We start from the raw sequence: 20,213 nt of genomic DNA, 5'->3' as shown, positions 1-20,213 counted from the left end.
GACCGCGTAGGGCAGGACGCACGGCGCCACGGGCCCGGACCTCTCCGCGAGGTCCGGGCCCGTGGTCGTCGGGGCAGTCGGCGGAGGGGTCACTCCGTCGGCAGGTCGGCGCAGCCGGACTCGTGCGGCAGCAGCGGGCGGAGCACCACCGACCAGCGGGACCCGTCGGGAGTCGTCCACGGGGTGGCCGAGGTGGCCGACGCCGCGGCGTCCAGGACGGCCTGCGCCGCCTCGCCGTCGGCGGTCACGCAGGTGACCCCGGGGCCGACGGGCTCGCCGGGCAGCTCCGGCCCGGGCCACGACTGCTCCGGCTGGGCGGGGTCCACCTCGGTGTACGGCGTGACCAGCGCGGCCACCGCCTCCGCCCGGTACGGCTCCGGCCCGGTCACCCGGTCGGCGCCCAGGACCGCCGCCGGGTCGCGCAGCTCGTCCACGAGGGTCGCGAGCCGTTCGCGGGCGGCGAGCTGCTCCTCGGTGAGGCCGTGCTGCGGGTCCTCGCCGGGCAGCCCGTCCTCGCCGGGCACCTCGCGGGGCGTCGACCCGATCCCGAGGGCGTAGACCTCCCGGCTGATCGTCTCCCCGTCGGTGCGGACGACGAACCGGGTGCTGGTCACGTCGGCGACCGGGGGCTGGCCGAGGTCGCCGGTCTCCGCGACGCCCGCGGCGAGGGCCCGGTCGACCAGCTCCCGTGCCCCGCCGTCGTCGAGCAGGTACTGCTGCAGGTTGGGCAGCGCGGGGCCCGGCCAGATGGCCGGCACCGGGCCGTCGGTGATCACCCGTCCGTCGGAGTAGACCGTGACGGTCGGGACCCGGCCGGCGAGGAGCGCGGGGGTCGTGAAGCCGCCGGTCTCCAGGACCTGCAGGACGACCGTCGTATCGTCCGCCGGCGGCGCGGCGGGGGAGTCCTCCGCACCGGCGCCCTCCCCGCCGGCGCGCTCCGCGCAGGCACCCAGCAGGAGGAGCAGGACCACGGCGACGACGGCGCGGGCGGGAAAAGTCGGCATACGGGTACGACGGCGCATCCGCCGCCGAGGTTCCGTCCCGCAGGGGCGGAGCGGTCAGCCGGCCCCGAGGACGTCGCGGGCGGGGCGCGGCCGGCCGAACAGGTAGCCCTGCCCGTAGTGGACACCGCGGTCGAGGAGGGCGCCCCGCTCCGCCGCCTGCTCCACCCCTTCGGCCACCAGCCGGGCGCCGGTGTCGCCGGCGAACGCCACCATCGCCGACGTCATGGCCTGCCGGGCCGGGTCGGTGTGCAGTCCCATGACCAGCCCGATGTCGAGCTTGATGACGTCGGGGCTCAGCCGCAGGATGTGCCGCAGGCTCGCATACCCGGCGCCGGCGTCGTCGACGCAGACGGTGACGCCGGCGGCGCGCAGCCGGCGGGTCACCGCGGCGACGGACTCGTAGTCGTCGACGCGGCTGTGCTCGGTGATCTCGACCGCCAGCGGGCACCCCGCGTGGTCCAGCAGCAGGTCGACGACGGTGGGGCAGAGCAGTGCGTCGGCGGAGAGGTTCACCGCGAGGGTCAGCCGACCGGGCAGCCGGCCGGCGGCCGCCAGCGCGGCGCGGGCCGCGACCTCCTCGAGCTCGACCCCGATCCCGAGCGCGGCGGCCTCGCTGAACAGCTCCGCCGGCCCGTCCCCGCCCCAGCCGGGGAAGCGGCTGAGGGCCTCGTGCCCGACGACCTGGCCGGTCCGCATGTCGACCACCGGCTGCAGGAGCACCTCCACCGCCCCCTGCTGCAGGAAGGCCCGCAGCCTCGTGCGGCGCTCCGCGAGGTCCTGCCTGGACGCCGGCCGCGGGTGCATGAGGTGGTCGCTGATCAGGTCGGCCAGCAGCTCCACCGTGCGCACCGCATCGCCGTCCAGGTGCGTGCCCGGGTCACGGCTCAGGCAGCACAGCATCCCCACCGGGCGCTGGTCGGCGCCCCGGAGCGGCGCACCGACGTAGGAGCCGATGCCCAGATCGCCGGTCACCGGCAGGTCCCGGGTCCGCGGGTCACGGGCGGCGCCGGTCACCACGGGCGGCAGCTGCCCGCTGAGGACCCGGACGCAGTAGGAGCCCTCCAGCGGGGTGCTCATCCCCTCCTGCACGTTCATGGCGTCCAGCGCGCCGGTGATCGAGGTGATCAGCTGGTTGCCCTCCCGGAACAGGGACACCCAGGCGATCTCCATGCCGAGCCGCGTGCGGGCCGCGTCGAGCAGCCAGTGCACCCAGTCGCCGGCGAGCCCGTCGGTGCTCGCGGGCGTGGTGGTCTCTCGCAAGGCGGGCACGGGGCCATTCTGTCCGCTGCTGTGATGACCGTCACCAGGTTCCGGTCCTTCTGTTTCCGTAAGTCCCGTCGGTGTACCTCCGGCGACCGGCCGGTACCGTCGGCGCCCGTGCGTCTGGTCATCGCCCGTTGCTCCGTCGACTACATCGGTCGGCTCACCGCCCATCTGCCGTCGGCGACCCGTCTGCTGCTGGTCAAGGCCGACGGGTCGGTGTCGGTGCACGCCGACGACCGCGCCTACAAGCCGCTGAACTGGATGAGCCCGCCCTGCCGCCTCGAGGAGGAGCTCGCCGACGGCGCGGGCACGTGGACGGTGACGAACAAGGCCGGCGAGCAGCTGATCATCAGCATCGAGGAGGTCCTGCACGACCACGCGCAGGAGCTCGGCGTGGACCCGGGCCTGCAGAAGGACGGCGTCGAGGCGGAGCTGCAGCGGCTGCTGGCCCTGCACGTGGAGACCTTCGGGCCGGGCTGGTCGCTGGTGCGCCGGGAGTACCCGACGGCGATCGGGCCGGTCGACCTGCTCTGCCGCGACGCCGCCGGCGCGGTGGTGGCGGTGGAGATCAAGCGCCGTGGCGAGATCGACGGCGTGGAGCAGCTGACCCGTTACCTGGAGCTGCTCAACCGCGACCCGCTGCTGGCGCCGGTGCGCGGCGTGTTCGCCGCCCAGGAGATCAAGCCGCAGGCCCGGGTGCTCGCCACCGACCGCGGGATCGACTGCGTCACCGTCGACTACGCCGTCCTCAAGGGCACCGACGACCCGACCCAGCGGCTCTTCTAGCCCGCCTGCCGGAGCGATGTGCGCCGGCGGCGCGCTGCCAGGACGAGAGGGGCGCCGCGGGCGCACATCGCTGCCGGTGAGGCCCCGCCCGGCTACTTGCCGGTAGGCCTCGCGCGTCCGGGATCGGCGGGTGAGAGACTTCCCCGCGATCACCGGCGATGGGAGATGGCAACGTGGCCAGGGAACTGAACGAGGTCGGCGTCGTGGGGCTGGGCACCATGGGTGCCGGCATCGCGGAGGTGCTCGCGCGGGCGGGGCTGTCCGTGACCGCCGTCGAGGTGGGGGACGAGGCGCTGGCCCGGGGCCGCGGCCACGTGGAGCAGTCGACCGACCGGGCGGTGGCCCGCGGGAAGCTCGACCCCGCCGACCGCGACGCGATCTTCGAGCGGATCCGGTTCAGCACCTCGCTGGAGGACCTGGGCACCGCGGAGCTGGTCATCGAGGCCGTGCCGGAGCGGATGGAGCTCAAGGCGGACCTGTTCGCCAAGCTCGACAAGATCTGCCCGCCGGACACCATCCTGGCGACGAACACATCCAGCCTGTCGGTCACCGAGCTCTCGGTCGTCACCGGCCGGCCCAGCAAGGTCATCGGGATGCACTTCTTCAACCCGGCGCCGGTCATGAAGCTGGTCGAGGTGGTCCGCACCGTCGTCACCGAGCCCTCCGTGGTCGAGGACGTCGAGGCGCTGGCCGACCGGCTGGGCAAGGTCGACGTGACGATCGGCGACAAGGCGGGCTTCATCGCCAACGCCCTGCTGTTCGGCTACCTCAACCACGCCGTCTCGATGTTCGAGAACCGGTACGCCAGCCGCGAGGACATCGACGCGGCCATGCGCCTGGGCTGCGGCCTGCCCATGGGCCCGCTGGCGCTCATGGACCTCATCGGCATCGACACCGCCTACGAGATCCTCGACACGATGTACAAGCAGTCGCGCAACCGGCTGCACGCGCCGAGCCCGATCATCAAGCAGATGATGACCGCCGGCCTGCTCGGCCGGAAGGTCGGCCGCGGCTTCTACACCTACGCCGAGGCGGGTTCCGCCGAGGTCGTCGGTGACGACGCCACCCCCACCCCCGGCGGTGCCGCCGAGGGCGCGCGCCCCGTGCGGACCGTGGGCGTCGTGGGCTCCGGGACCATGGCCACCGGGATCATCGAGGTCGTCGCCAAGGGCGGCTTCGACGTCGTCTTCGTGGCCCGGTCCCCCGAGAAGGTCGAGGCCGTCACCAAGGCGCTCGCCAAGTCGCTGGACAAGCAGGTCGTCCGCGGCCGGCTCGACGAGGCCACCAAGGACGAGATCCTCGCCCGGGTCACCGGCACCACGTCGCTGGACGACCTCGCCGACCGCGACCTCGTCATCGAGGCCGTCGTCGAGTCGCTGCCGGTCAAGGAGGCGCTGTTCGCCAACCTTGGCGAGATCACCAGGCCCGGGGCCGTGCTGGCGACCACCACCTCGAGCCTGCCGGTCATCGAGTGCGCCAAGGCCAGCGGCCGCCCGTCCGACGTCGTGGGCATGCACTTCTTCAACCCCGCGCAGGTCATGAAGCTGGTCGAGGTCGTCTCGACGATCTCCACCGCCCCGGACGTCGCGGCGACCATCCACGCGGTGTCGGCCCAGCTGGGCAAGCACGCGGTCTCCTGCACCGACCGGGCCGGCTTCATCGTCAACGCCCTGCTCTTCCCGTACCTGAACGACGCGGTGAAGATGCTGGAGGCCCACTACGCCACCGCCGACGACATCGACGCCGCCATGAAGGTCGGCTGCGGGTACCCGATGGGGCCGTTCGAGCTCCTCGACGTCGTCGGCCTGGACGTCTCCCTGGCGATCGAGCGGGAGCTGTACACCGAGTTCCGCGAGCCTGGCTTCGCCCCGGCTCCGCTGCTCGAGCACCTGGTGACCGCCGGCTACCTCGGCCGGAAGACCGGTCGCGGCTTCCGGGACTACGCCGGCCGCTGACGGGTGCCCCGTCGCCGACCACGAGCCGGCTCGAGGCCTTCGGGTCGCGAGCCGGCTCGTCGCGTCGACCCGGTGGAGGAGGCCGCCGACGGCGACTGGGTCGTCCGGTCGCTCACCGGCGCGGCCACGGGCAAGACCTACCGCTGCCCCGGCTGCGACCAGGAGATCCGCCCCGGGACGCCGCACGTGGTCACCTGGCCGGCCTACGTCCGGGACTCCGACCTCGACCCCTGGGACGTCGACTCGGCCGCCGACCGGCGGCGGCACTGGCACACCGTCTGCTGGCGCTCCCGCGACCGGCGTCGCTGAGCGGGCTCAGTCGATCAGCTCGGCCGACACGACCACGTTGTCGCGGTAGGTGCGCTGGTCGGCGTCGAACGGCCCACCGCAGGTGATCAACCGGAGTTCGGCCGCCGGCGTGGGGGCGTAGACCGCCGACCCCGGGAAACCCGCCTTGGCGTACCGGTCGACGTCGGTCACCCGGAAGCGGGCCGTCGTCCCGTCGGCCCGGTCCACCCGCACCTCGTCCCCGGGGGCGACCTCCGCGAGCCCGCCGAGGGCGCCCGGGCGGCCGGCCCAGTCGACGTGGCCGGTGAGCACCGCCGGGCCGGGCGCGCCGGGCAGCGGGCCGCCGGTGAACCAGCCGGTCAGCGCCGGGTCCGCCGGCGGGAGCAGGGCGCCGTCGCCGTCGAGGCCCGTGCCGACGACGGCGGTGTCGATACCGGCGGCCGGCACCCGCAGCCGGACGGGGTGCGCGATCCCGGCGGGCACGGCGGCCCGTGCCGCCGCGGCGGTCAGCGCGGCGCGGACGTGCGCCAGCCAGCTCCCGGTCGCCCCCGGTCCGCCGCCGGCCTCGACCCCGCCCACGGGCTGCACTCCCGGCCCCGTCGCGTCCACCACCGGGCGCAGCTCGACGCCGCCGCCGGGCCGGTCGAGCAGCAGCACGGTGCGGACGGAGCCGGCCGGCAGGTCCAGCGCGACGGCGACGTCCGCACCGGGCACCCGGACGACGTGTCGCCCGCCGGGCACGACGACGGACGGGCCGGCGCCCGGGAAGCGCAGATCGGTCGCGAGCGGCGGGCCGTCGCCCGGCAGCACGTCGGCCGAGGGGAGCGTGGCCGCCGCCGCGACCACCCGGACCCGCGCGGCGCCCGGGGGCGGAGCGCTCAGGTCGTCGGGGAGCGGCTCCAGGGACAACCGGGCGAACGAGCCGGTGAGCGCCACGGTCCAGGCCTGGCCGGCGGCGACCTCGACGCGGGTGGCGAGCACCGGCGGCGCGGTGGCCGGGGCGCCGGCCGCGCGCACGCTGATCGCGTACGCGCCGGGGGCGAGCTCCGCGTAGCCGCCCACCTCGCCGTAACCCAGCGCGTCGGCCACGAGGGGCCCCGGGTCGGTGAGCACCTGACCGGCGGCTGCGGCCGGCGTCAGGGAGATGTCGACCACCGGGGTGTCGGGGGAGAGGTGCGCGACCCGCAGCAGCCCCGTGCCCGCCTCCTCCGCCAGCGCCCGGACCGGCGCGACCAGAACGCTGCCCAGGGCGACGAGCAGGAGGGCCAGGACGGCCGACAGCCCGCGTCCGAGGCGGACGCGGGCTGTCGGGGCGCAGCGCTGGGGGATCAGGAGCGTCCCTGGCCCACCGGCTGGTCGATCGACTGGGCGGGAGCCGCCTGCGGAGCCGTGGCGGCGCCGGTGGGCGTGGGCCGCGGCGGCATGGGCAGCTGCCGGGTGGTCGGCTCGGCGGAGCGCTGGGCCGCGGGGAACGTGGCGGTCACCGGGTCGGTGCGGGTGGGCTGCCGGGCCGCGGCCGCCTCGCTCTCGCCCCGGCCGGCCTGGATGGCCGGCTGCTGCCCCGTCTGCGGCCCGCCCACCGGGGCCGGGGACTGGGACGGCGCCGTGGCCGGGGCCTCGGCGGCGGGTGCGGCCGCGGGGGCGGTCCGCTCCGCGGGCGCGGGCTGGGCACTCGGGGACGGGGCACCCGGGGAGGGGGCCGCGGCCTGCGGGGTGGCGGCCGGCTGCTCGGGCGAGGTGTCCGCGGCGGCGTGCGCGGCCGGGCGGGAGCGCCGCTCGGTGCCGGCGTCATCGCGGGACTGCTGGGGGCGGTCACCGAGGTCGGGCAGGGTGTCCAGCAGCTTGCGGGCCTGGACGAGCCGGCTGGTCAGCTCGTCGCGGACCTCCCGGATCGCCTCGGCGCGGGCCTCGGCGTCGGCGACCAGCTGGGCCGCGTGCTGCTCGGCGGCGGAGATGCGCTGGCGCGCGGCCTGGACGGAGACGCGCTCGCGGTCCTCCTCGGCCCGGGCGGCCTCGGCGCGGCGGGCGCGCTGGGCGATGTCGAAGTCCTCTTCGACCTTGGCGCGGCGGGCCTGGGACTCGGCGTCGAGCCGGGCCACCCGCTCCTGGGCCTTCGCGACCAGCTCGTCGGCCCGGATCTGGGCCTTCTGCGCGATCTGCTCGGCGCTGTGCCGCGCCTCGGCGATCATGCGCTCGACCTCGGCCTGCCCGGCGGCGTGGCGCTCGAGCAGCGCCCGCTCCTCGGCGGCGGTCTGCTCGCGGACGGCCATGGCGTCGTTCTCGGCGGCGTGCCGGATCTCCGCGGCCTCCTCCTCGGCGAGCTGCAGCATGTGCTGGATGCGCTCGCTGATGTTCTCGAAGGTGGGCGCCGAGGCGGTCGCGGCCTTGCGGCGCAGCGCCTCGACCTCGCCGTGGAGGGCCGACAGCTGGCCGGCCAGGTCGGCCGTGCGGGCGGCGGCGGCGTCCCGGTCGGCCAGCGCGATGCGGAAGTCTTCCTCGAGCCGCTCGATCGTCTCGGCGACCTGGCTGCGGTCGTACCCCCGCAGGACCACGTCGAACGAGTGCTGGGCCTCGTGCATCGGCAGATCGCGCCGGGGGTCGCTCATGCGTCCATCCTCGCAGAAGGGGAGGGGCTCGTCACCGGTCCCTCGGGGGTCGAATCCCAGGCGTCCCGGACGTCCCTGGTGACACGCGGAACGAGGTCCGGTGGGGCCGGCACGCGGCCGGTCCCACCGGACCTCGGGCAGGTGCGGAGCTCAGACGCCGCGGAAGCGGTTGATCGCGTCGAGGTGCTTCGCGCGCTTCTCGGGGTCCTTGACGCCGAGCCCCTCCTCGGGGGCGAGGGTCAGGACGCCGACCTTGCCCTGGTGCGCGTTGCGGTGGACGTCGAGGGCGGCCTGCCCGACCTCGTCCATCGGGTACACCTTCGACAGCGTCGGGTGGATCAGCCCCTTGTCGATGAGCCGGTTGGCCTCCCACGCCTCCTTGTAGTTGGCGAAGTGCGAGCTGAGGATGTTCTTCAGGTTCATCCACAGGTAGCGGTTGTCGTACTGGTGCATGTAGCCGCTGGTGGAGGCGCAGGTGACGATCGTGCCGCCCTTCTTGGCGACGTAGACGCTGGCACCGAAGGTCTCGCGACCGGGGTGCTCGAAGACGATGTCGACGTCCTCGCCGCCGGTGAGCTCACGGATCTTCTTGCCCAGGCGCTGCCACTCCTTGGGGTCCTGGTTGTGCTCGTCCTTCCAGAACCGGTAACCCTCGGCGGAGCGGTCGATGATCAGCTCGGCGCCCATCCGGCGCACGATCTCCGCCTTCTCCGGGCTGCTGACGACGCACACCGGGATGGCGCCGCCGTTGAGCGCCATCTGGGTGGCGTACGAGCCCAGCCCGCCCGAGGCGCCCCAGATCAGGACGGTGTCGCCCTGCTTCATGTTGGCGCCGTTGCGGCTGACCAGCTGCCGGTAGGCGGTGGAGTTGACCAGCCCGGGGGCGGCGGCCTCCTCCCAGCTGAGGTGGGCCGGCTTGGGCATGAGCTGGTTGCTCTTGACCAGCGCCAGGTCGGCCAGGCCACCGAAGTTGGTCTCGAAGCCCCAGATGCGCTGCTGCGGGTCCATCATCGTGTCGTCGTGGCCGGCCGGGTCCTCGAGCTCGACCGAGAGGCAGTGCGCGACGACCTCGTCCCCGGCCTTCCACTTGTTCACGCCGGGGCCCACCCGCAGGACGACGCCGGCGAGGTCGGACCCCACCACGTGGTACGGCAGGTCGTGCTTCTTGGTGAGCTCCGAGACGCGGCCGTAGCGCTCGAGGAACCCGAAGGTCGAGACCGGCTCGAAGATCGACGTCCACACGGTGTTGTAGTTCACCGACGACGCCATGACGGCGACGATCGCCTCGCCCGGCCCGAGCTCGGGGGTCGGGACCTCGTCGACGTGCAGCGACTTGCGGGGGTCCTTGTCCTTGGTGGCGAGCCCCTCGAACATGTCCTGCTCGTCCTTGCGGACCAGCACGGCACGGTAGGACTCCGGCACGGGCAGGCTCCCCAGCGCGTCCAGCTGGTCGGCGAGGATGGCGTCCCTGATCTCGTTCACGCGTACTCCCGGGTCATCGGTGGCCGTCGTTGGCCAGGCTCGGAGGGCGGTGCGGGGCGGTGCGGGTGGCGCGATGTTACCCGTGGGTAACCGGCCGGTCGTCGTCGGTCAGTGGGCGGGGTCGGCAGCGGGCTCGACGAGCTCCACGAGGACGCCCCCGGCGTCCTTCGGGTGGATGAAGTTGACCCGGCTGTCCGACGTCCCGCGCTTGGGGACGTCGTAGAGCAGCCGCAGGCCGCGCTCGCGCAGCGTGGCGCTGACGGCCTCGACGTCGTCGACCCGGAAGGCGAGCTGCTGCAGGCCCGGCCCGGAGCGGCCGATGAACTTGGCGATCGTCGACTCGGGCGTGAGCGGCGCCAGCAGCTGGATGCGGGTGTCGCCGCTGCCCACGGAGAGCATCGCCTCGCGGACGCCCTGCTCCTCGTTGGTCTCCTCGTGCACCGACTGCACCCCGAAGGCCTGGGCGTAGAAGGCGATCGCCTCGTCCAGGTCGGGGACGGCGATGCCCACGTGGTCGATGGTCGTGAACAGGCCGGCGGGCAGCCCGGCGGAGGCGCTGGTGCGCTCGGCGTCGTTGGTGGTCACGCGGGCATGATGCCCACAAGACGTCTGAGACGACAGGTGGGAGTGGTACGCCTCACCCCGACGGCGTGACCGCGACCACAGAAGTGGGCCTGCCGCACCTCCGGGCGCCGTCCTATCCTTCCGGGAAGGCCCGACGCCGCGCCTGGTCGTGACCGTCCCCGGTCGCGGCCGATCGCGGTGCGTCCCGACAACGAGGCCGCCAACGGCGGCGGCCCGCCCCTGGAGGCAGCATGTCCCGCTCGGTCATCGTCAGCGGCGCCCGTACCCCGATGGGGCGGCTCCTCGGCTCGCTCAAGGACTTCTCCGCGGCAGACCTCGGCGGCGTCGCCATCAAGGCCGCTCTCGAGCGCGCCGGCATCTCCGGCGACCAGGTCGACTACGTGATCATGGGCCAGGTCATCCAGGCCGGCGCCGGTCAGAACCCGGCCCGTCCGGCCGCGGTCGCCGGCGGCATCCCGATGTCGGTGCCCTCGCTGACGATCAACAAGGTCTGCCTCTCCGGCCTCAGCGCGATCGCGATGGCCGACCAGCTGATCCGAGCCGGTGAGTACGACATCGTCGTCGCCGGTGGCATGGAGTCGATGACCCAGGCGCCGCACCTCCTGGCGAACTCCCGCACCGGCACCAAGTACGGCGACACGAAGCTCGTCGACTCGATGGCCCACGACGGGCTCTCCGACACCTTCGACCAGGTGGCGATGGGCGAGCTGACCGAGAAGGCCAACTCCCGCTACGACCTCACCCGCGAGGAGCAGGACGAGTTCGCCGCCGCGAGCCACCAGAAGGCCGCGCGCGCCGCCAAGGACGGCATCTTCGCCGAGGCGGTCACCCCGGTGCTGATCCCGCAGCGCAAGGGCGACCCGATCGAGTTCACCGAGGACGAGGGCATCCGGCCCGACACCACCGCGGCGAGCCTCGCCAAGCTCAAGCCGGCGTTCGCCAAGGACGGCACGATCACCGCGGGCACCGCCTCGCAGATCTCCGACGGCGCCTGCGCGGTCGTCGTCATGAGCGCAGAGAAGGCGGCCGAGCTCGGCATCACGCCGATCGCCGAGATCGGCGCGCACGGCGTCGTCGCGGGCCCGGACGCCACCCTGCAGAGCCAGCCGTCCCGGGCGATCCAGAAGGCCTGCGAGCGCGAGGGCATCCAGCCTGCGGACCTCGACGTCGTCGAGCTCAACGAGGCCTTCGCCGCCGTCGGCATCGTCTCCACCCGCGAGCTGGGCATCGACCCCGAGAAGGTCAACCCCAACGGTGGCGCCATCGCGCTGGGCCACCCGGTGGGCATGAGCGGTGCCCGCGTGGTGCTCGACGTCGCGCTGGAGCTGCGCCGCCGGGGCGGCGGCGTCGGTGCCGCCGGGCTCTGCGGCGGCGGTGGCCAGGGCGACGCGCTGATCCTGCACGTCCCCGCGAAGGCGTGACGGGGGCGGGCGGGGAGGACGTCACCGCGACCGCGGTCCAGACGTCCGCCCCCGCCGCCCCGAGCGGGCGGCGGTCCCGCCGCGCCGCCGACGTCCCGGCCCTCGTCGAGCGCGCCCGCGAGGGCGACGCCCGGTCGGTGGCCCGGCTGATCTCCCTGGTGGAGGACGCCAGCCCCGCGCTGCGCGAGGTGGCGGCCGCGCTGGCCCCGCACACCGGGCAGGCCCAGGTGATCGGGCTGACCGGTTCGCCCGGGGTGGGCAAGTCGACGTCGACGACGGCGCTGGTCCGGGCGCTGCGGCAGGCCGGCAAGCGGGTCGGGGTGCTCGCGGTGGACCCGTCGTCCCCGTTCTCCGGCGGTGCGCTGCTCGGCGACCGGGTCCGGATGCAGGACCACGCCGGGGACGGCGGCGTCTTCATCCGCTCCATGGCCTCCCGTGGCCACCTCGGCGGGCTCTCGTGGGCCACCCCGCAGGCGCTGCGGGTGCTGGACGCGGCCGGCTGCGACGTCGTGCTGATCGAGACCGTCGGCGTCGGGCAGTCGGAGCTGGAGATCGCCTCGCTGGCCGACACCACGCTGGTCCTGGTCGCGCCCGGGATGGGCGACGGCATCCAGGCGGCGAAGGCCGGGATCCTCGAGGTCGCCGACGTCTTCGTCGTCAACAAGGCCGACCGGGACGGCGCGGACCAGACCGTGCGCGACCTCCGCTACATGCTCTCCCTCGGCGGGCGGCACTCCGAGGCCGGCCACTGGCGCCCGCCCATCTGCCGCACCGTCGCCGCCCGGGACGTCGACAACGGCGTCGACGAGGTGCTGGTGCGCATCGAGGAGCACCGGCAGTGGCTGGAGTCCTCGGGCGAAGGGCACCGGCGGCGCAGCGAGCGGGCCGCCCGCGAGATCGAGGCGATCGCGCTGGCGACGCTGCGGGAGCGGATGGGCGACGTGCGCGGATCGGCCGCGCTGGGTGCGCTCGCCGACGCGGTGGTCGGCGGCGGGACCGATCCCTACCGCGCGGCCGACGAGCTGCTCGGCCAGTTGTAGCGCTGACCGGGCAGGTCGCGCGCGGTACGGCCAGGATGGACGGGTGAACGGACCACGGCAGTGAACGGCAAGCCGGACGCCGTCGTCGTCGGAGCGGGGCCCAACGGGCTGGCGGCGGCGCTGCGGCTGTCCGCCGCCGGCCTCCGCGTGCAGGTGGTGGAGGCGGCGGAGCGGCCCGGGGGCGGGATGCGCACCGAGGAGCTCATGCGCCCCGGTTACCACCACGACGTCTGCTCGATCGTGCAGCCGATGGCCGCCGCGGCGCCGTTCTTCCGCGAGTTCGACCCGGCGAGCCGCGGGGTGCGCCTCGTGCAGCCGGAGGTCAACTTCGCGCACCCGCTCGACGGCGGGCGCGCGGCGCTCTCGGTCCGGTCGCTGGAGGAGACCGCGGCGGGGCTGGGTAAGGACGCCGACGCCTACCGCCGGCTGTTCGGGCCGCTGGTGGAGCACGGCACCGACGTCGTCGACTTCTTCCTGACCAGCCGGCTGCGGCGGCTGCCCACGCGCAGCGTGCCGCAGATCGCCCAGTTCGGGCTGGCCGGCCTGCCCAACGTGCGGTGGCTGGCGCAGCGGTACTTCGACACCCAGGAGGCCCGCGCGCTGCTCGGGGGCGCGGCCGCGCACGGCATGCTGGACCTCAGCCAGCCGCTCACCTCCGCGCTGGGCATGCTGCTGTCGATGCTGTCCCACCACGCCGGGTGGCCGCTGATCGAGGGCGGGTCGCAGCGGCTGGCCGACGCGATGGTCACCGCGCTGGAGGAGCAGGGCGGCGAGGTGGTCACCGGGCACCGCGTCACCGACCTGCGCGAGTTCGACGGCGTCCCCGCCGTGCTGCTCGACACCACCCCGCGCGACTTCGTCGCCATGGCCGGTGACCGGGTGCACGAGGGCTACCGCCGCTGGGTCTCCAGGTACCGCCACGGCGCGGGCGTGTTCAAGATCGACTGGATCCTGTCGGAGCCGGTGCCGTGGACCAACCCCGACGTCCGGCGGGCGGGCACCATCCACGTCGCCGGCGACCTCGACGAGACGATCGCGGGCGAGCGCGCCCCGAACCGCGGTGAGATCACCGACCGCCCGTACGTGCTCGCGGTGCAGCCGACGGTGCCCGATCCCACCCGCGCGCCGGAGGGCGGCCACATCTTCTGGGCGTACGTGCACGTGCCGCACGGGTCCGAGGTCGACATGACCGACGCGATCGAGCGGCAGATCGAGCGGTTCGCGCCGGGCTTCCGCGACACCGTGCTCGAGCGGTACACGAAGAACGCGGTGGCGATGGAGGCGTGGAACCCCAGCTACCTCGGCGGGGACATCTCCAACGGCCAGGCGACGCTGCGGCAGATGCTGGCCCGCCCGGTGCCGCGGTGGAACACCTACAAGACCCCGGTGACGGGCGTCTACCTCGCCTCGGCCGCGACCCCGCCCGGGCCGGCGGTGCACGGCGCGTGCGGCGACAACGCCGCGCAGGTGGCGCTGCGCGAGGTGTTCGGCGTCCGGCACCTCCCGCCCCTGCGCCCCGCCGTCGCCTGAGCCCCGGGTCGACATGTCGAGGGGGTGACACGTCGCTCTGTCGCTCTGTCGCCGGCATGCGCACGGATGCGGTTCTGGGGCACCTGGAACCGCATTCATGCGTATCGCGGCGCGCGGAGCGCCGTCGCGATACGGGCGACGAGTGCGATCGGGTCGTGGAGGTCCGCTGCGGTCACGAAGATCACCGTCCACCCGGCTGCGGTCAGCCGGTTGAGCCGCCTCCTGTCCTTGCCCACCTGCTGAGGTGCGCCGTGCCAGACGCCGTCGTACTCGAGAGCCACCTTGTGCTCGGGCCAGCCGAAGTCGACCGTCGCGACGAAGCCGCCGGCGTCGCGCACCACGTACTGGGCGACGGGCCGCGGCAGCCGGGACCGGTCCAGCAGGAGTCGCAACCGCGTCTCCTGCGGTGACTGGGCGAGCCCGTCGGCCCGCTGCGCGGCCAGGCGGATCCCGCGACATCCCGGGCCGGTGGTCGCGGCCGCTGCGGCGCGCAGTTCGGTGAGCGCGACCAGGCCCGACTGCAGGAACCGGTCCACGCAGACCACGGCCTCGTCCGGGGGTTCGATGCGTGCGAGGTCCAGCGCCGTCCGCAGCGGGGTGGTGACGAGGACGCCGTCCCGGCGGACGACGTCCTCTGGTGGTAGCCCCCGCCGCGTCACGTGCACCCCGCGCACGGCGCCCGCCCGTCGGCCGGCGTCCAGGGTGCACTCGACCGACTGGTCGGCGTCGGCGAGATCCACGCCCCAGACCACCGCTGCGCTCCGCCCGCTGAGCACGGCGCGCGGGAGCAGCAATCCGGCGACAGCGACGGCCCGGAGCCGATGGGTCACGGGCAAGGACGCGCAGGCGTACACGTCGGGGAAGAGTCGACGCCAGGCCGAGCTGCGCAGCTGCGCCCGGGTCAGCCGACCCCGGGCCACCTGCTCGGAGCCGCGGAAGATCCGGCCACGAAGCTGCGCGGGCCGGGCGGGTGTTCGGGTCACCCCGGCACTGTGTCGCGTCCGGTGGGGGTGCCGGGCGGTCGTCCACAGTCTCGACCGGCCCGGTCGGAGCGGCGCTGTCAGCGCCGGTGTGCGCCTGGCCGTGGCCATCGCTCCCTTACAACCGCGGATACGCGGATACCGGCGAGGAGGCGGGTGTCGGCAGGGGTCCCGGTAGCGTGCCGCGCATGGTCCGACCGCTGGGGCTGCCCTTCGACCCGATCGAGCGGGCGGGGGAGACGTGGGAGCAGCGCTTCGGCCCGGCGTCGGCCATGCGCGCGGCGACGTCGGTCTTCCGGGTGCAGCAGATCCTGCTCGCTCGCTTCGACGACGTGCTCCGACCCCACGGCCTGACCTTCGCCCGGTACGAGGTGCTCGTGCTGCTCACCTTCAGCCGCAGGGGCGAGCTGCCGCTGAAGGTCATCGGCAGCCGGCTGATGGTGCACCCGACCAGCGTGACCAACGCGATCGACCGGCTGGTGGCCGCGGGGTACGTGGACCGGCGGCCCAACCCGGCCGACGGCCGAGGCGTGCTGGCCGCGATCACCGACCGCGGGCGCGCGGTGGTGGAGGCGGCGACGACGGCGCTCACCGCGCTGGACTTCGGGCTGGCCGACCTCTCCGAGCCGGAGCGCGAGCAGCTGTTCACGACGCTGCGCGCGGTGCGCCTGGGAGCCGGTGACGTCGCCGGACGGTGAGCGGCGCGACGGTCGACACAGGATAGTTGGACGTCCTACTATCCGGACATGACCCAGGACGCACGGCAGCGGTGGCAGCAGCGGTACGACGCGGCGCTGGCGGGCGGCAAGGTGCGGGACGCCGACTTCACCACCCTCTCGGGCGTCGAGGTCGACCCGGTCTACGGCCCGGCCGACGAGTCCGCGGTCGAGGGCTTCGAGCGGATCGGCTACCCGGGGGAGTTCCCCTTCACCCGGGGCCTGCACGCCACCGGCTACCGCGGGCGGGCCTGGACGATCCGCCAGTTCGCCGGCTTCGGCAACGCCAAGCAGACCAACGAGCGCTACAAGATGATCCTGGCCGAGGGCGGCGGCGGGCTGTCGGTCGCGTTCGACATGCCCACCCTCATGGGCCGTGACTCCGACGACCCCCGCGCGCTCGGCGAGGTCGGTCACTGCGGCGTCGCCGTCGACACCGCCGTGGACATGGACGAGCTCTTCGACGGCATCGACCTGGCGGCGACGACGACGTCGATGACGATCAGCGGCCCCGCCGTCCCGGTGTTCTGCATGTACCTGGTGGCCGCCGAGCGCCAGGGGGCCGACATCGGGGCGCTCAACGGCACCCTGCAGACCGACATCTTCAAGGAGTACATCGCGCAGAAGGAGTGGCTGTTCCCGCCGGAGCCGCACCTGCGCCTGATCGGCGACCTGATGGAGTACTGCGCCGAGAAGATCCCCGCGTACAAGCCGATCAGCGTGTCGGGCTACCACATCCGCGAGGCCGGCTCGACCGCCGCGCAGGAGCTGGCCTACACGCTGGCCGACGGCTTCGCCTACGTGGAGCTCGGGCTCTCCCGCGGCCTGGACATCGAGCAGTTCGCGCCCGGCCTCTCGTTCTTCTTCGACGCGCACATCGACTTCTTCGAGGAGATCGCCAAGTTCCGCGCCGCCCGCCGCATCTGGGCCCGCTGGCTGCGCGACGTCTACGGGGCGACGACGGAGAAGGCGCAGCAGCTGCGGTTCCACACCCAGACCGCCGGGGTCAGCCTCACCGCGCAGCAGCCGGACAACAACATCACCCGGACGGCGATCGAGGCGCTGGCCGCAGTCCTCGGCGGCACCCAGAGCCTGCACACCAACGCCCTCGACGAGGTGCTCGCGCTGCCCAGCGCGAAGGCGGCGCAGATCGCGCTGCGCACCCAGCAGGTCATCGCCGAGGAGACCGGCGTGGCCAACGTGGCCGACCCGCTCGGCGGCTCCTGGTACGTGGAGGCGCTGACCGACGACATCGAGCGGCAGGCCGAGGAGATCTTCGCCCGCATCAAGGACATGAGCGCCGACGGCACGATGACGTCCGGGATCCTGCGCGGCATCGAGGACGGCTGGTTCACCGGCGAGATCGCCGAGGCGGCGTTCGTCTACCAGCGGGCCCTGGAGAAGGGCGACAAGAAGGTCGTCGGGGTCAACACGCTGGCCGGCTCGGTGGACGCCCACGACAAGCTGGAGATCCTGCGGGTCAGCCACCAGGTCGAGACCGACCAGAACGCCGAGCTCGCGCAGCGCCGGCAGCAGCGCGACGACGGCGCCGCCCGGGCCGCCGTGGCCCGCATGGTCGAGGTCGCCCGGACCGAGGAGAACATGGTCCCCGCGATGCTCGACGCGGTCCGCGCCGAGGCCACGCTCGGCGAGATCTGCGACGCCCTCCGCGCCGAGTGGGGCCAGTACACCGAACCCGCGCGTTTCTGACAGACCCTCAGGTCACGATCGCCGGCATGACCGACACCCCGGAGCACCGGCACCACGCCATCGACTACGTCGAATTCACGGTCCCCGACCTCGCCGAGGCGAAGCGGTTCTACGCCGAGGCCTTCGGCTGGGAGTTCACCGACTACGGGCCGCAGTACGCGGGGATCCGGGGGCCCGAGGGGGCACCGGAGCAGGGTGGGCTCGCCGTGGGTGGGGCGGGCGGCCCCGGCGGGCCCCTCGCGCTGCTCTTCTCCGCCGACCTCGACGGGAGCGTGGCGGCGGTGGAGGCCGCCGGTGGGCGGGTGACCGACGGTCCCTACGCGTTCCCCGGTGGCCGCCGGTTCCACTTCCGGGACCCCGGCGGCAACGAGCTCGGGGTGTGGGCCGAGGCCTGAGGCGGCCGTACCGAGGGGCGGCGCACGTCGTCGTGCCGCAGTGGGATCATGGCACCCATGCAGCCCACCCGTCCCGGACGACCCGACCCGCGCACCCAGGCCCAGCAGGCCCAGATGGCGGCCACGATGGCCGGTGCGGTCGACCTCGCCGCGGTGAAGGCCCGCTCCGAGGCCGCCGCCCGGGCGCAGGCGGCCCCGCCGCCGAGCGCCGCCGCTCCGGCCGGTGCCCCAGGAGGCGCCGTCGTCGACGTCACCGAGGCGACCTTCCAGGCCGAGGTGCTCGACCGGTCGTTCCAGGTGCCAGTGGTGCTCGACCTGTGGGCCGAGTGGTGCGGACCGTGCAAGCAGCTCTCCCCGGTGCTCGAGGCGCTGGCCGTCGAGGGCGGCGGCTCCTGGGTGCTGGCCAAGGTCGACGTGGAGGCCAACCCGGCGCTGGCCCAGGGGCTGCGGGTCCAGGGGATCCCGGCCGTCAAGGCCGTCTGGCAGGGGCAGCTCGTCGCCGAGTTCACCGGCGCGATCCCCGAGGAGCAGGCGCGCCAGTTCGTCACCGAGCTCGTGCAGGCGACCACCGGCGGGGCGGTTCCCGGCGGCGCCGCGCCGGAGGAGGCGGCGGAGGACCCGCGCCTGGACGCCGCGGAGGCCGCGCTCGAGCGCGGGGACCTCGCCGCTGCCGAGGCCGCCTACCAGGCGATCCTCGCCGAGGAGCCCGGGCACCCCGACGCGGCCCTGGCCCTCCGTCAGGTGCAGCTCTTCCGGCGCGCCGAGGAGGCCGGCCCGGACGCGCTGGCCGCCGCCGATGCCGCCCCCGACGACGTGACCGCGCAGACTCGCGCCGCGGACTTCCTGCTCGGCACCGGGAACATCGAGGCGGCCTTCGACCGGCTGCTCGACGTCGTCCGTCGCACCGCGGGAGAGGACCGGGACGCGGCACGCGTGCACCTCGTCGAGCTCTTCGCCGTGGTGGGGGACCAGGACCCGCGGGTGAACCAGGCCCGCCGCCAGCTGACCGCCGCCCTGTTCTGACCGGAGCGGCGCCGGGCTAGACGCCGACGTCGCAGGCGGTGGCCCCTTCCACGAAGCCGCCGCGGAAGACATCGACGAGCTGGAAGCCCGACAGTGCGGCGGCGCCCAGGACCTCCTCCTGGACGCCGTACTCGAGCAGGAAGAGCACGCTCTCGTCCAGATCGCCCGGGGACACGTCGACGCCGGCGACCTGGCCGGCGTACACCGCAGCGCTGAACCAGCCGGCCAGGCAGACCGCCGACCGGATGGCGCCGGGGTCGGCCGGATCCAGGCCGAGCTGGTCCCGCGCGCCCAGCGCGTAGGGGACGGCGATCGCCGTCGCCACCGCGTAGTCGCCCAGGGCGTAGGCCTCGCTGGTGAGGCCCTCGTCGTAGCCGACGACGTTGCCGTCGGCGCAGTACACGAGGTCGCGGTCGGCCGGTGCGCAGCCGGGAGCCCGGCCGGCGAAGCGCTCGATCGGCGGCGGGTCGAAGTCCGCGGCGAAGACGTCGGTGAAGGCCCGGTCCCAGAAGTCGGGCAGGGCCTGGTCGACGAGGGCGACCAGGGAGTCGTAGGGCAGGTTGCCCTGCCGCCGGAAGTCGTCGTCGGACGTGAACCGACCCTGGGTGAAGACCCGCCCCGGCCCGAACCCGTCCCGGCACGCCGTCGGCCCGTCGTCGAAGCCCTCCTGGAAGGCCGACACGCGGTCGAAGTAGGACCCGTGCGCGGAGTCCTGCGCGGTGCTCGTGCCCACCGGGTCGCGGAGCAGGAAGTAGCCGCGCAGCAGGTCGTCGAGCTCGGACTCGCGCAGCTGGGAGTACCGGGCCTCGCCGTCGGCGACCCAGGCGGCCCACGAGCCGGCCAGGCAGTCGGCCTGCGTCTCCGTGGCGATGGACGCCGGGGGTGCCCCCACCCGTCCCTGCACCGCGTGGCCGAACTCGTGGGCCATGACCAGGGCCGGCAGGAAGCGGCCGTAGCCGTCGGCGAGCTCGGCGAGGAAGGCGCGGTCGTAGGTGATGGAGTCCGAGTGCGGCCGCTGGGCCGCCTGGCAGTAGAAGGCGTTGCTCGCCGCCTCGCGGGGGTCGGCGCCGCAGCCGACGCCGTCGGGGTACCGCGCCGGGTCGAGGTCGCCGGGATCGACGCTGAAGAAGCCGCCCTGCAGGGGGGCGAACTCCCGGCCGTACAGCTCGGGGAACTGCCGGGACCAGTAGTCGCCCAGGTCGACCAGAGCGTTGCGCGCCAGCACGTCGACCGGCTCGTCGGTCCCGCCCACGACGGTCACGTCGCCGGGCGGGGCACCCGACGGGGCGGTCGGCGGCGGATCGGACTCGCCGAGCACCACGACGGCGCAGCCGGACAGGACGCCGGTGAGCAGCAGGGCCACCCAGGCCGCGAGCGCGCGCGTCCCGCGCCGGTGTTCCACGCCCTCTGCATCGGCGTCGGCGGACCG

At 74.3% G+C, this 20,213-nt stretch carries 18 protein-coding genes; 10 read left to right on the top strand and 8 right to left on the bottom strand.

The features are described from left to right. Positions 1 to 89 precede the first annotated feature (89 nt). Together ACI79T_RS05835 and ACI79T_RS05830 are read right to left on the bottom strand one after the other, a co-directional pair. Positions 90 to 1,004, bottom strand: coding sequence for a hypothetical protein (locus tag ACI79T_RS05835; protein ID WP_456609103.1), 915 nt, complete (start codon positions 1,002 to 1,004; stop codon positions 90 to 92). A gap of 54 nt (positions 1,005 to 1,058) precedes the next feature. Further along, positions 1,059 to 2,273: a sensor domain-containing phosphodiesterase gene (locus ACI79T_RS05830; protein WP_456609102.1), complete on the bottom strand. Its 1,215-nt coding sequence runs from the start codon at positions 2,271 to 2,273 to the stop codon at positions 1,059 to 1,061. A 108-nt stretch (positions 2,274 to 2,381) separates the two neighbouring features. Here ACI79T_RS05830 and nucS point away from each other — a divergent pair, with 108 nt between their 5' ends. The 3 genes from nucS to ACI79T_RS05815 all read left to right on the top strand — a co-directional run bounded on the left by nucS (position 2,382) and on the right by ACI79T_RS05815 (position 5,317). Further along, positions 2,382 to 3,053, top strand: coding sequence for an endonuclease NucS (gene nucS / locus ACI79T_RS05825; RefSeq protein ID WP_456609101.1), 672 nt, complete (start codon positions 2,382 to 2,384; stop codon positions 3,051 to 3,053). 173 nt (positions 3,054 to 3,226) lie between these two features. Further along, positions 3,227 to 5,008, top strand: a complete 1,782-nt coding sequence (locus ACI79T_RS05820; protein WP_456609100.1) for a 3-hydroxyacyl-CoA dehydrogenase family protein — start codon at positions 3,227 to 3,229, stop codon at positions 5,006 to 5,008. Positions 5,009 to 5,080: 72 nt separating this feature from the next. After that, positions 5,081 to 5,317: a hypothetical protein gene (locus ACI79T_RS05815; protein ID WP_456609099.1), complete on the top strand. Its 237-nt coding sequence runs from the start codon at positions 5,081 to 5,083 to the stop codon at positions 5,315 to 5,317. Positions 5,318 to 5,323: 6 nt separating this feature from the next. On the opposite strand, the gene ACI79T_RS05810 is transcribed toward ACI79T_RS05815, so the two are convergent. The 4 genes from ACI79T_RS05810 to mce all read right to left on the bottom strand — a co-directional run bounded on the left by ACI79T_RS05810 (position 5,324) and on the right by mce (position 9,969). After that, positions 5,324 to 6,484: a class F sortase gene (locus ACI79T_RS05810; protein WP_456609303.1), complete on the bottom strand. Its 1,161-nt coding sequence runs from the start codon at positions 6,482 to 6,484 to the stop codon at positions 5,324 to 5,326. Positions 6,485 to 6,624: 140 nt separating this feature from the next. Beyond that, positions 6,625 to 7,902 carry a hypothetical protein gene (locus ACI79T_RS05805; RefSeq protein WP_456609098.1) on the bottom strand — a complete coding sequence of 426 codons (1,278 nt, stop codon included), beginning with the start codon at positions 7,900 to 7,902 and terminating at the stop codon, positions 6,625 to 6,627. Between the two features lie 150 nt (positions 7,903 to 8,052). Next, the gene (gene ccrA, locus ACI79T_RS05800; RefSeq protein ID WP_456609097.1) at positions 8,053 to 9,384 is read right to left on the bottom strand and encodes a crotonyl-CoA carboxylase/reductase; all 1,332 of its coding nucleotides are present in this window, start codon (positions 9,382 to 9,384) and stop codon (positions 8,053 to 8,055) included. Positions 9,385 to 9,492: 108 nt separating this feature from the next. Continuing rightward, a complete protein-coding gene (gene mce / locus ACI79T_RS05795; RefSeq protein WP_456609096.1) occupies positions 9,493 to 9,969 on the bottom strand; it encodes a methylmalonyl-CoA epimerase in 477 nt (158 codons plus the stop codon). 230 nt (positions 9,970 to 10,199) lie between these two features. On the opposite strand from mce, the gene ACI79T_RS05790 reads away from it, so the two are divergent. From ACI79T_RS05790 to ACI79T_RS05780, 3 genes are read left to right on the top strand one after another with little or no spacing between them, the layout of a single operon-like run. Next, positions 10,200 to 11,390, top strand: coding sequence for an acetyl-CoA C-acetyltransferase (locus ACI79T_RS05790; RefSeq protein WP_456609095.1), 1,191 nt, complete (start codon positions 10,200 to 10,202; stop codon positions 11,388 to 11,390). Continuing rightward, positions 11,387 to 12,430, top strand: a complete 1,044-nt coding sequence (gene meaB, locus ACI79T_RS05785) for a methylmalonyl Co-A mutase-associated GTPase MeaB (protein WP_456609094.1) — start codon at positions 11,387 to 11,389, stop codon at positions 12,428 to 12,430. The genes ACI79T_RS05790 and meaB overlap by 4 nt, the downstream gene beginning before the upstream one ends. 60 nt (positions 12,431 to 12,490) lie before the next feature. Then, the gene (locus ACI79T_RS05780) at positions 12,491 to 13,960 is read left to right on the top strand and encodes a phytoene desaturase family protein (RefSeq protein WP_456609093.1); all 1,470 of its coding nucleotides are present in this window, start codon (positions 12,491 to 12,493) and stop codon (positions 13,958 to 13,960) included. Between the two features lie 95 nt (positions 13,961 to 14,055). On the opposite strand, the gene ACI79T_RS05775 is transcribed toward ACI79T_RS05780, so the two are convergent. Continuing rightward, complete coding sequence (locus ACI79T_RS05775) at positions 14,056 to 14,943, bottom strand: hypothetical protein (protein WP_456609092.1); 888 nt, start codon at positions 14,941 to 14,943, stop codon at positions 14,056 to 14,058. 185 nt (positions 14,944 to 15,128) lie between these two features. Between ACI79T_RS05775 and ACI79T_RS05770 the strand changes: the two genes are divergently transcribed. From ACI79T_RS05770 to ACI79T_RS05755, 4 genes are read left to right on the top strand one after another with little or no spacing between them, the layout of a single operon-like run. Next, positions 15,129 to 15,638, top strand: coding sequence for a MarR family winged helix-turn-helix transcriptional regulator (locus tag ACI79T_RS05770; RefSeq protein ID WP_456609091.1), 510 nt, complete (start codon positions 15,129 to 15,131; stop codon positions 15,636 to 15,638). A gap of 48 nt (positions 15,639 to 15,686) precedes the next feature. Next, the gene (locus ACI79T_RS05765; protein ID WP_456609090.1) at positions 15,687 to 17,366 is read left to right on the top strand and encodes an acyl-CoA mutase large subunit family protein; all 1,680 of its coding nucleotides are present in this window, start codon (positions 15,687 to 15,689) and stop codon (positions 17,364 to 17,366) included. A gap of 26 nt (positions 17,367 to 17,392) precedes the next feature. Beyond that, a complete protein-coding gene (locus ACI79T_RS05760; RefSeq protein WP_456609089.1) occupies positions 17,393 to 17,761 on the top strand; it encodes a VOC family protein in 369 nt (122 codons plus the stop codon). A gap of 57 nt (positions 17,762 to 17,818) precedes the next feature. Beyond that, positions 17,819 to 18,784, top strand: coding sequence for a tetratricopeptide repeat protein (locus tag ACI79T_RS05755; RefSeq protein WP_456609088.1), 966 nt, complete (start codon positions 17,819 to 17,821; stop codon positions 18,782 to 18,784). A 16-nt stretch (positions 18,785 to 18,800) separates the two neighbouring features. Here ACI79T_RS05755 and ACI79T_RS05750 read toward each other — a convergent pair whose 3' ends face one another. After that, a complete protein-coding gene (locus ACI79T_RS05750) occupies positions 18,801 to 20,186 on the bottom strand; it encodes a neutral zinc metallopeptidase (protein WP_456609087.1) in 1,386 nt (461 codons plus the stop codon). Between the last annotated feature and the right edge of the window lie 27 nt (positions 20,187 to 20,213).

This window comes from Blastococcus sp. SYSU DS0619 (assembly GCF_054051035.1).
This window is presented reverse-complemented; position numbering and strand designations above follow the sequence as displayed.

Bases quoted from the DNA above. Each gene is read 5' to 3' on its own strand.
- ACI79T_RS05760 (WP_456609089.1), top strand. From the start codon at position 17,393: ATGACCGACACCCCGGAGCACCGGCACCACGCCATCGACTACGTCGAA.
- ACI79T_RS05790 (WP_456609095.1), top strand. From the start codon at position 10,200: ATGTCCCGCTCGGTCATCGTCAGCGGCGCCCGTACCCCGATGGGGCGG.
- ACI79T_RS05835 (WP_456609103.1), bottom strand. From the start codon at position 1,004: ATGCCGACTTTTCCCGCCCGCGCCGTCGTCGCCGTGGTCCTGCTCCTC.
- ACI79T_RS05805 (WP_456609098.1), bottom strand. From the start codon at position 7,902: ATGAGCGACCCCCGGCGCGATCTGCCGATGCACGAGGCCCAGCACTCG.
- ACI79T_RS05755 (WP_456609088.1), top strand. From the start codon at position 17,819: ATGCAGCCCACCCGTCCCGGACGACCCGACCCGCGCACCCAGGCCCAG.
- ACI79T_RS05765 (WP_456609090.1), top strand. From the start codon at position 15,687: ATGACCCAGGACGCACGGCAGCGGTGGCAGCAGCGGTACGACGCGGCG.
- ACI79T_RS05770 (WP_456609091.1), top strand. From the start codon at position 15,129: ATGGTCCGACCGCTGGGGCTGCCCTTCGACCCGATCGAGCGGGCGGGG.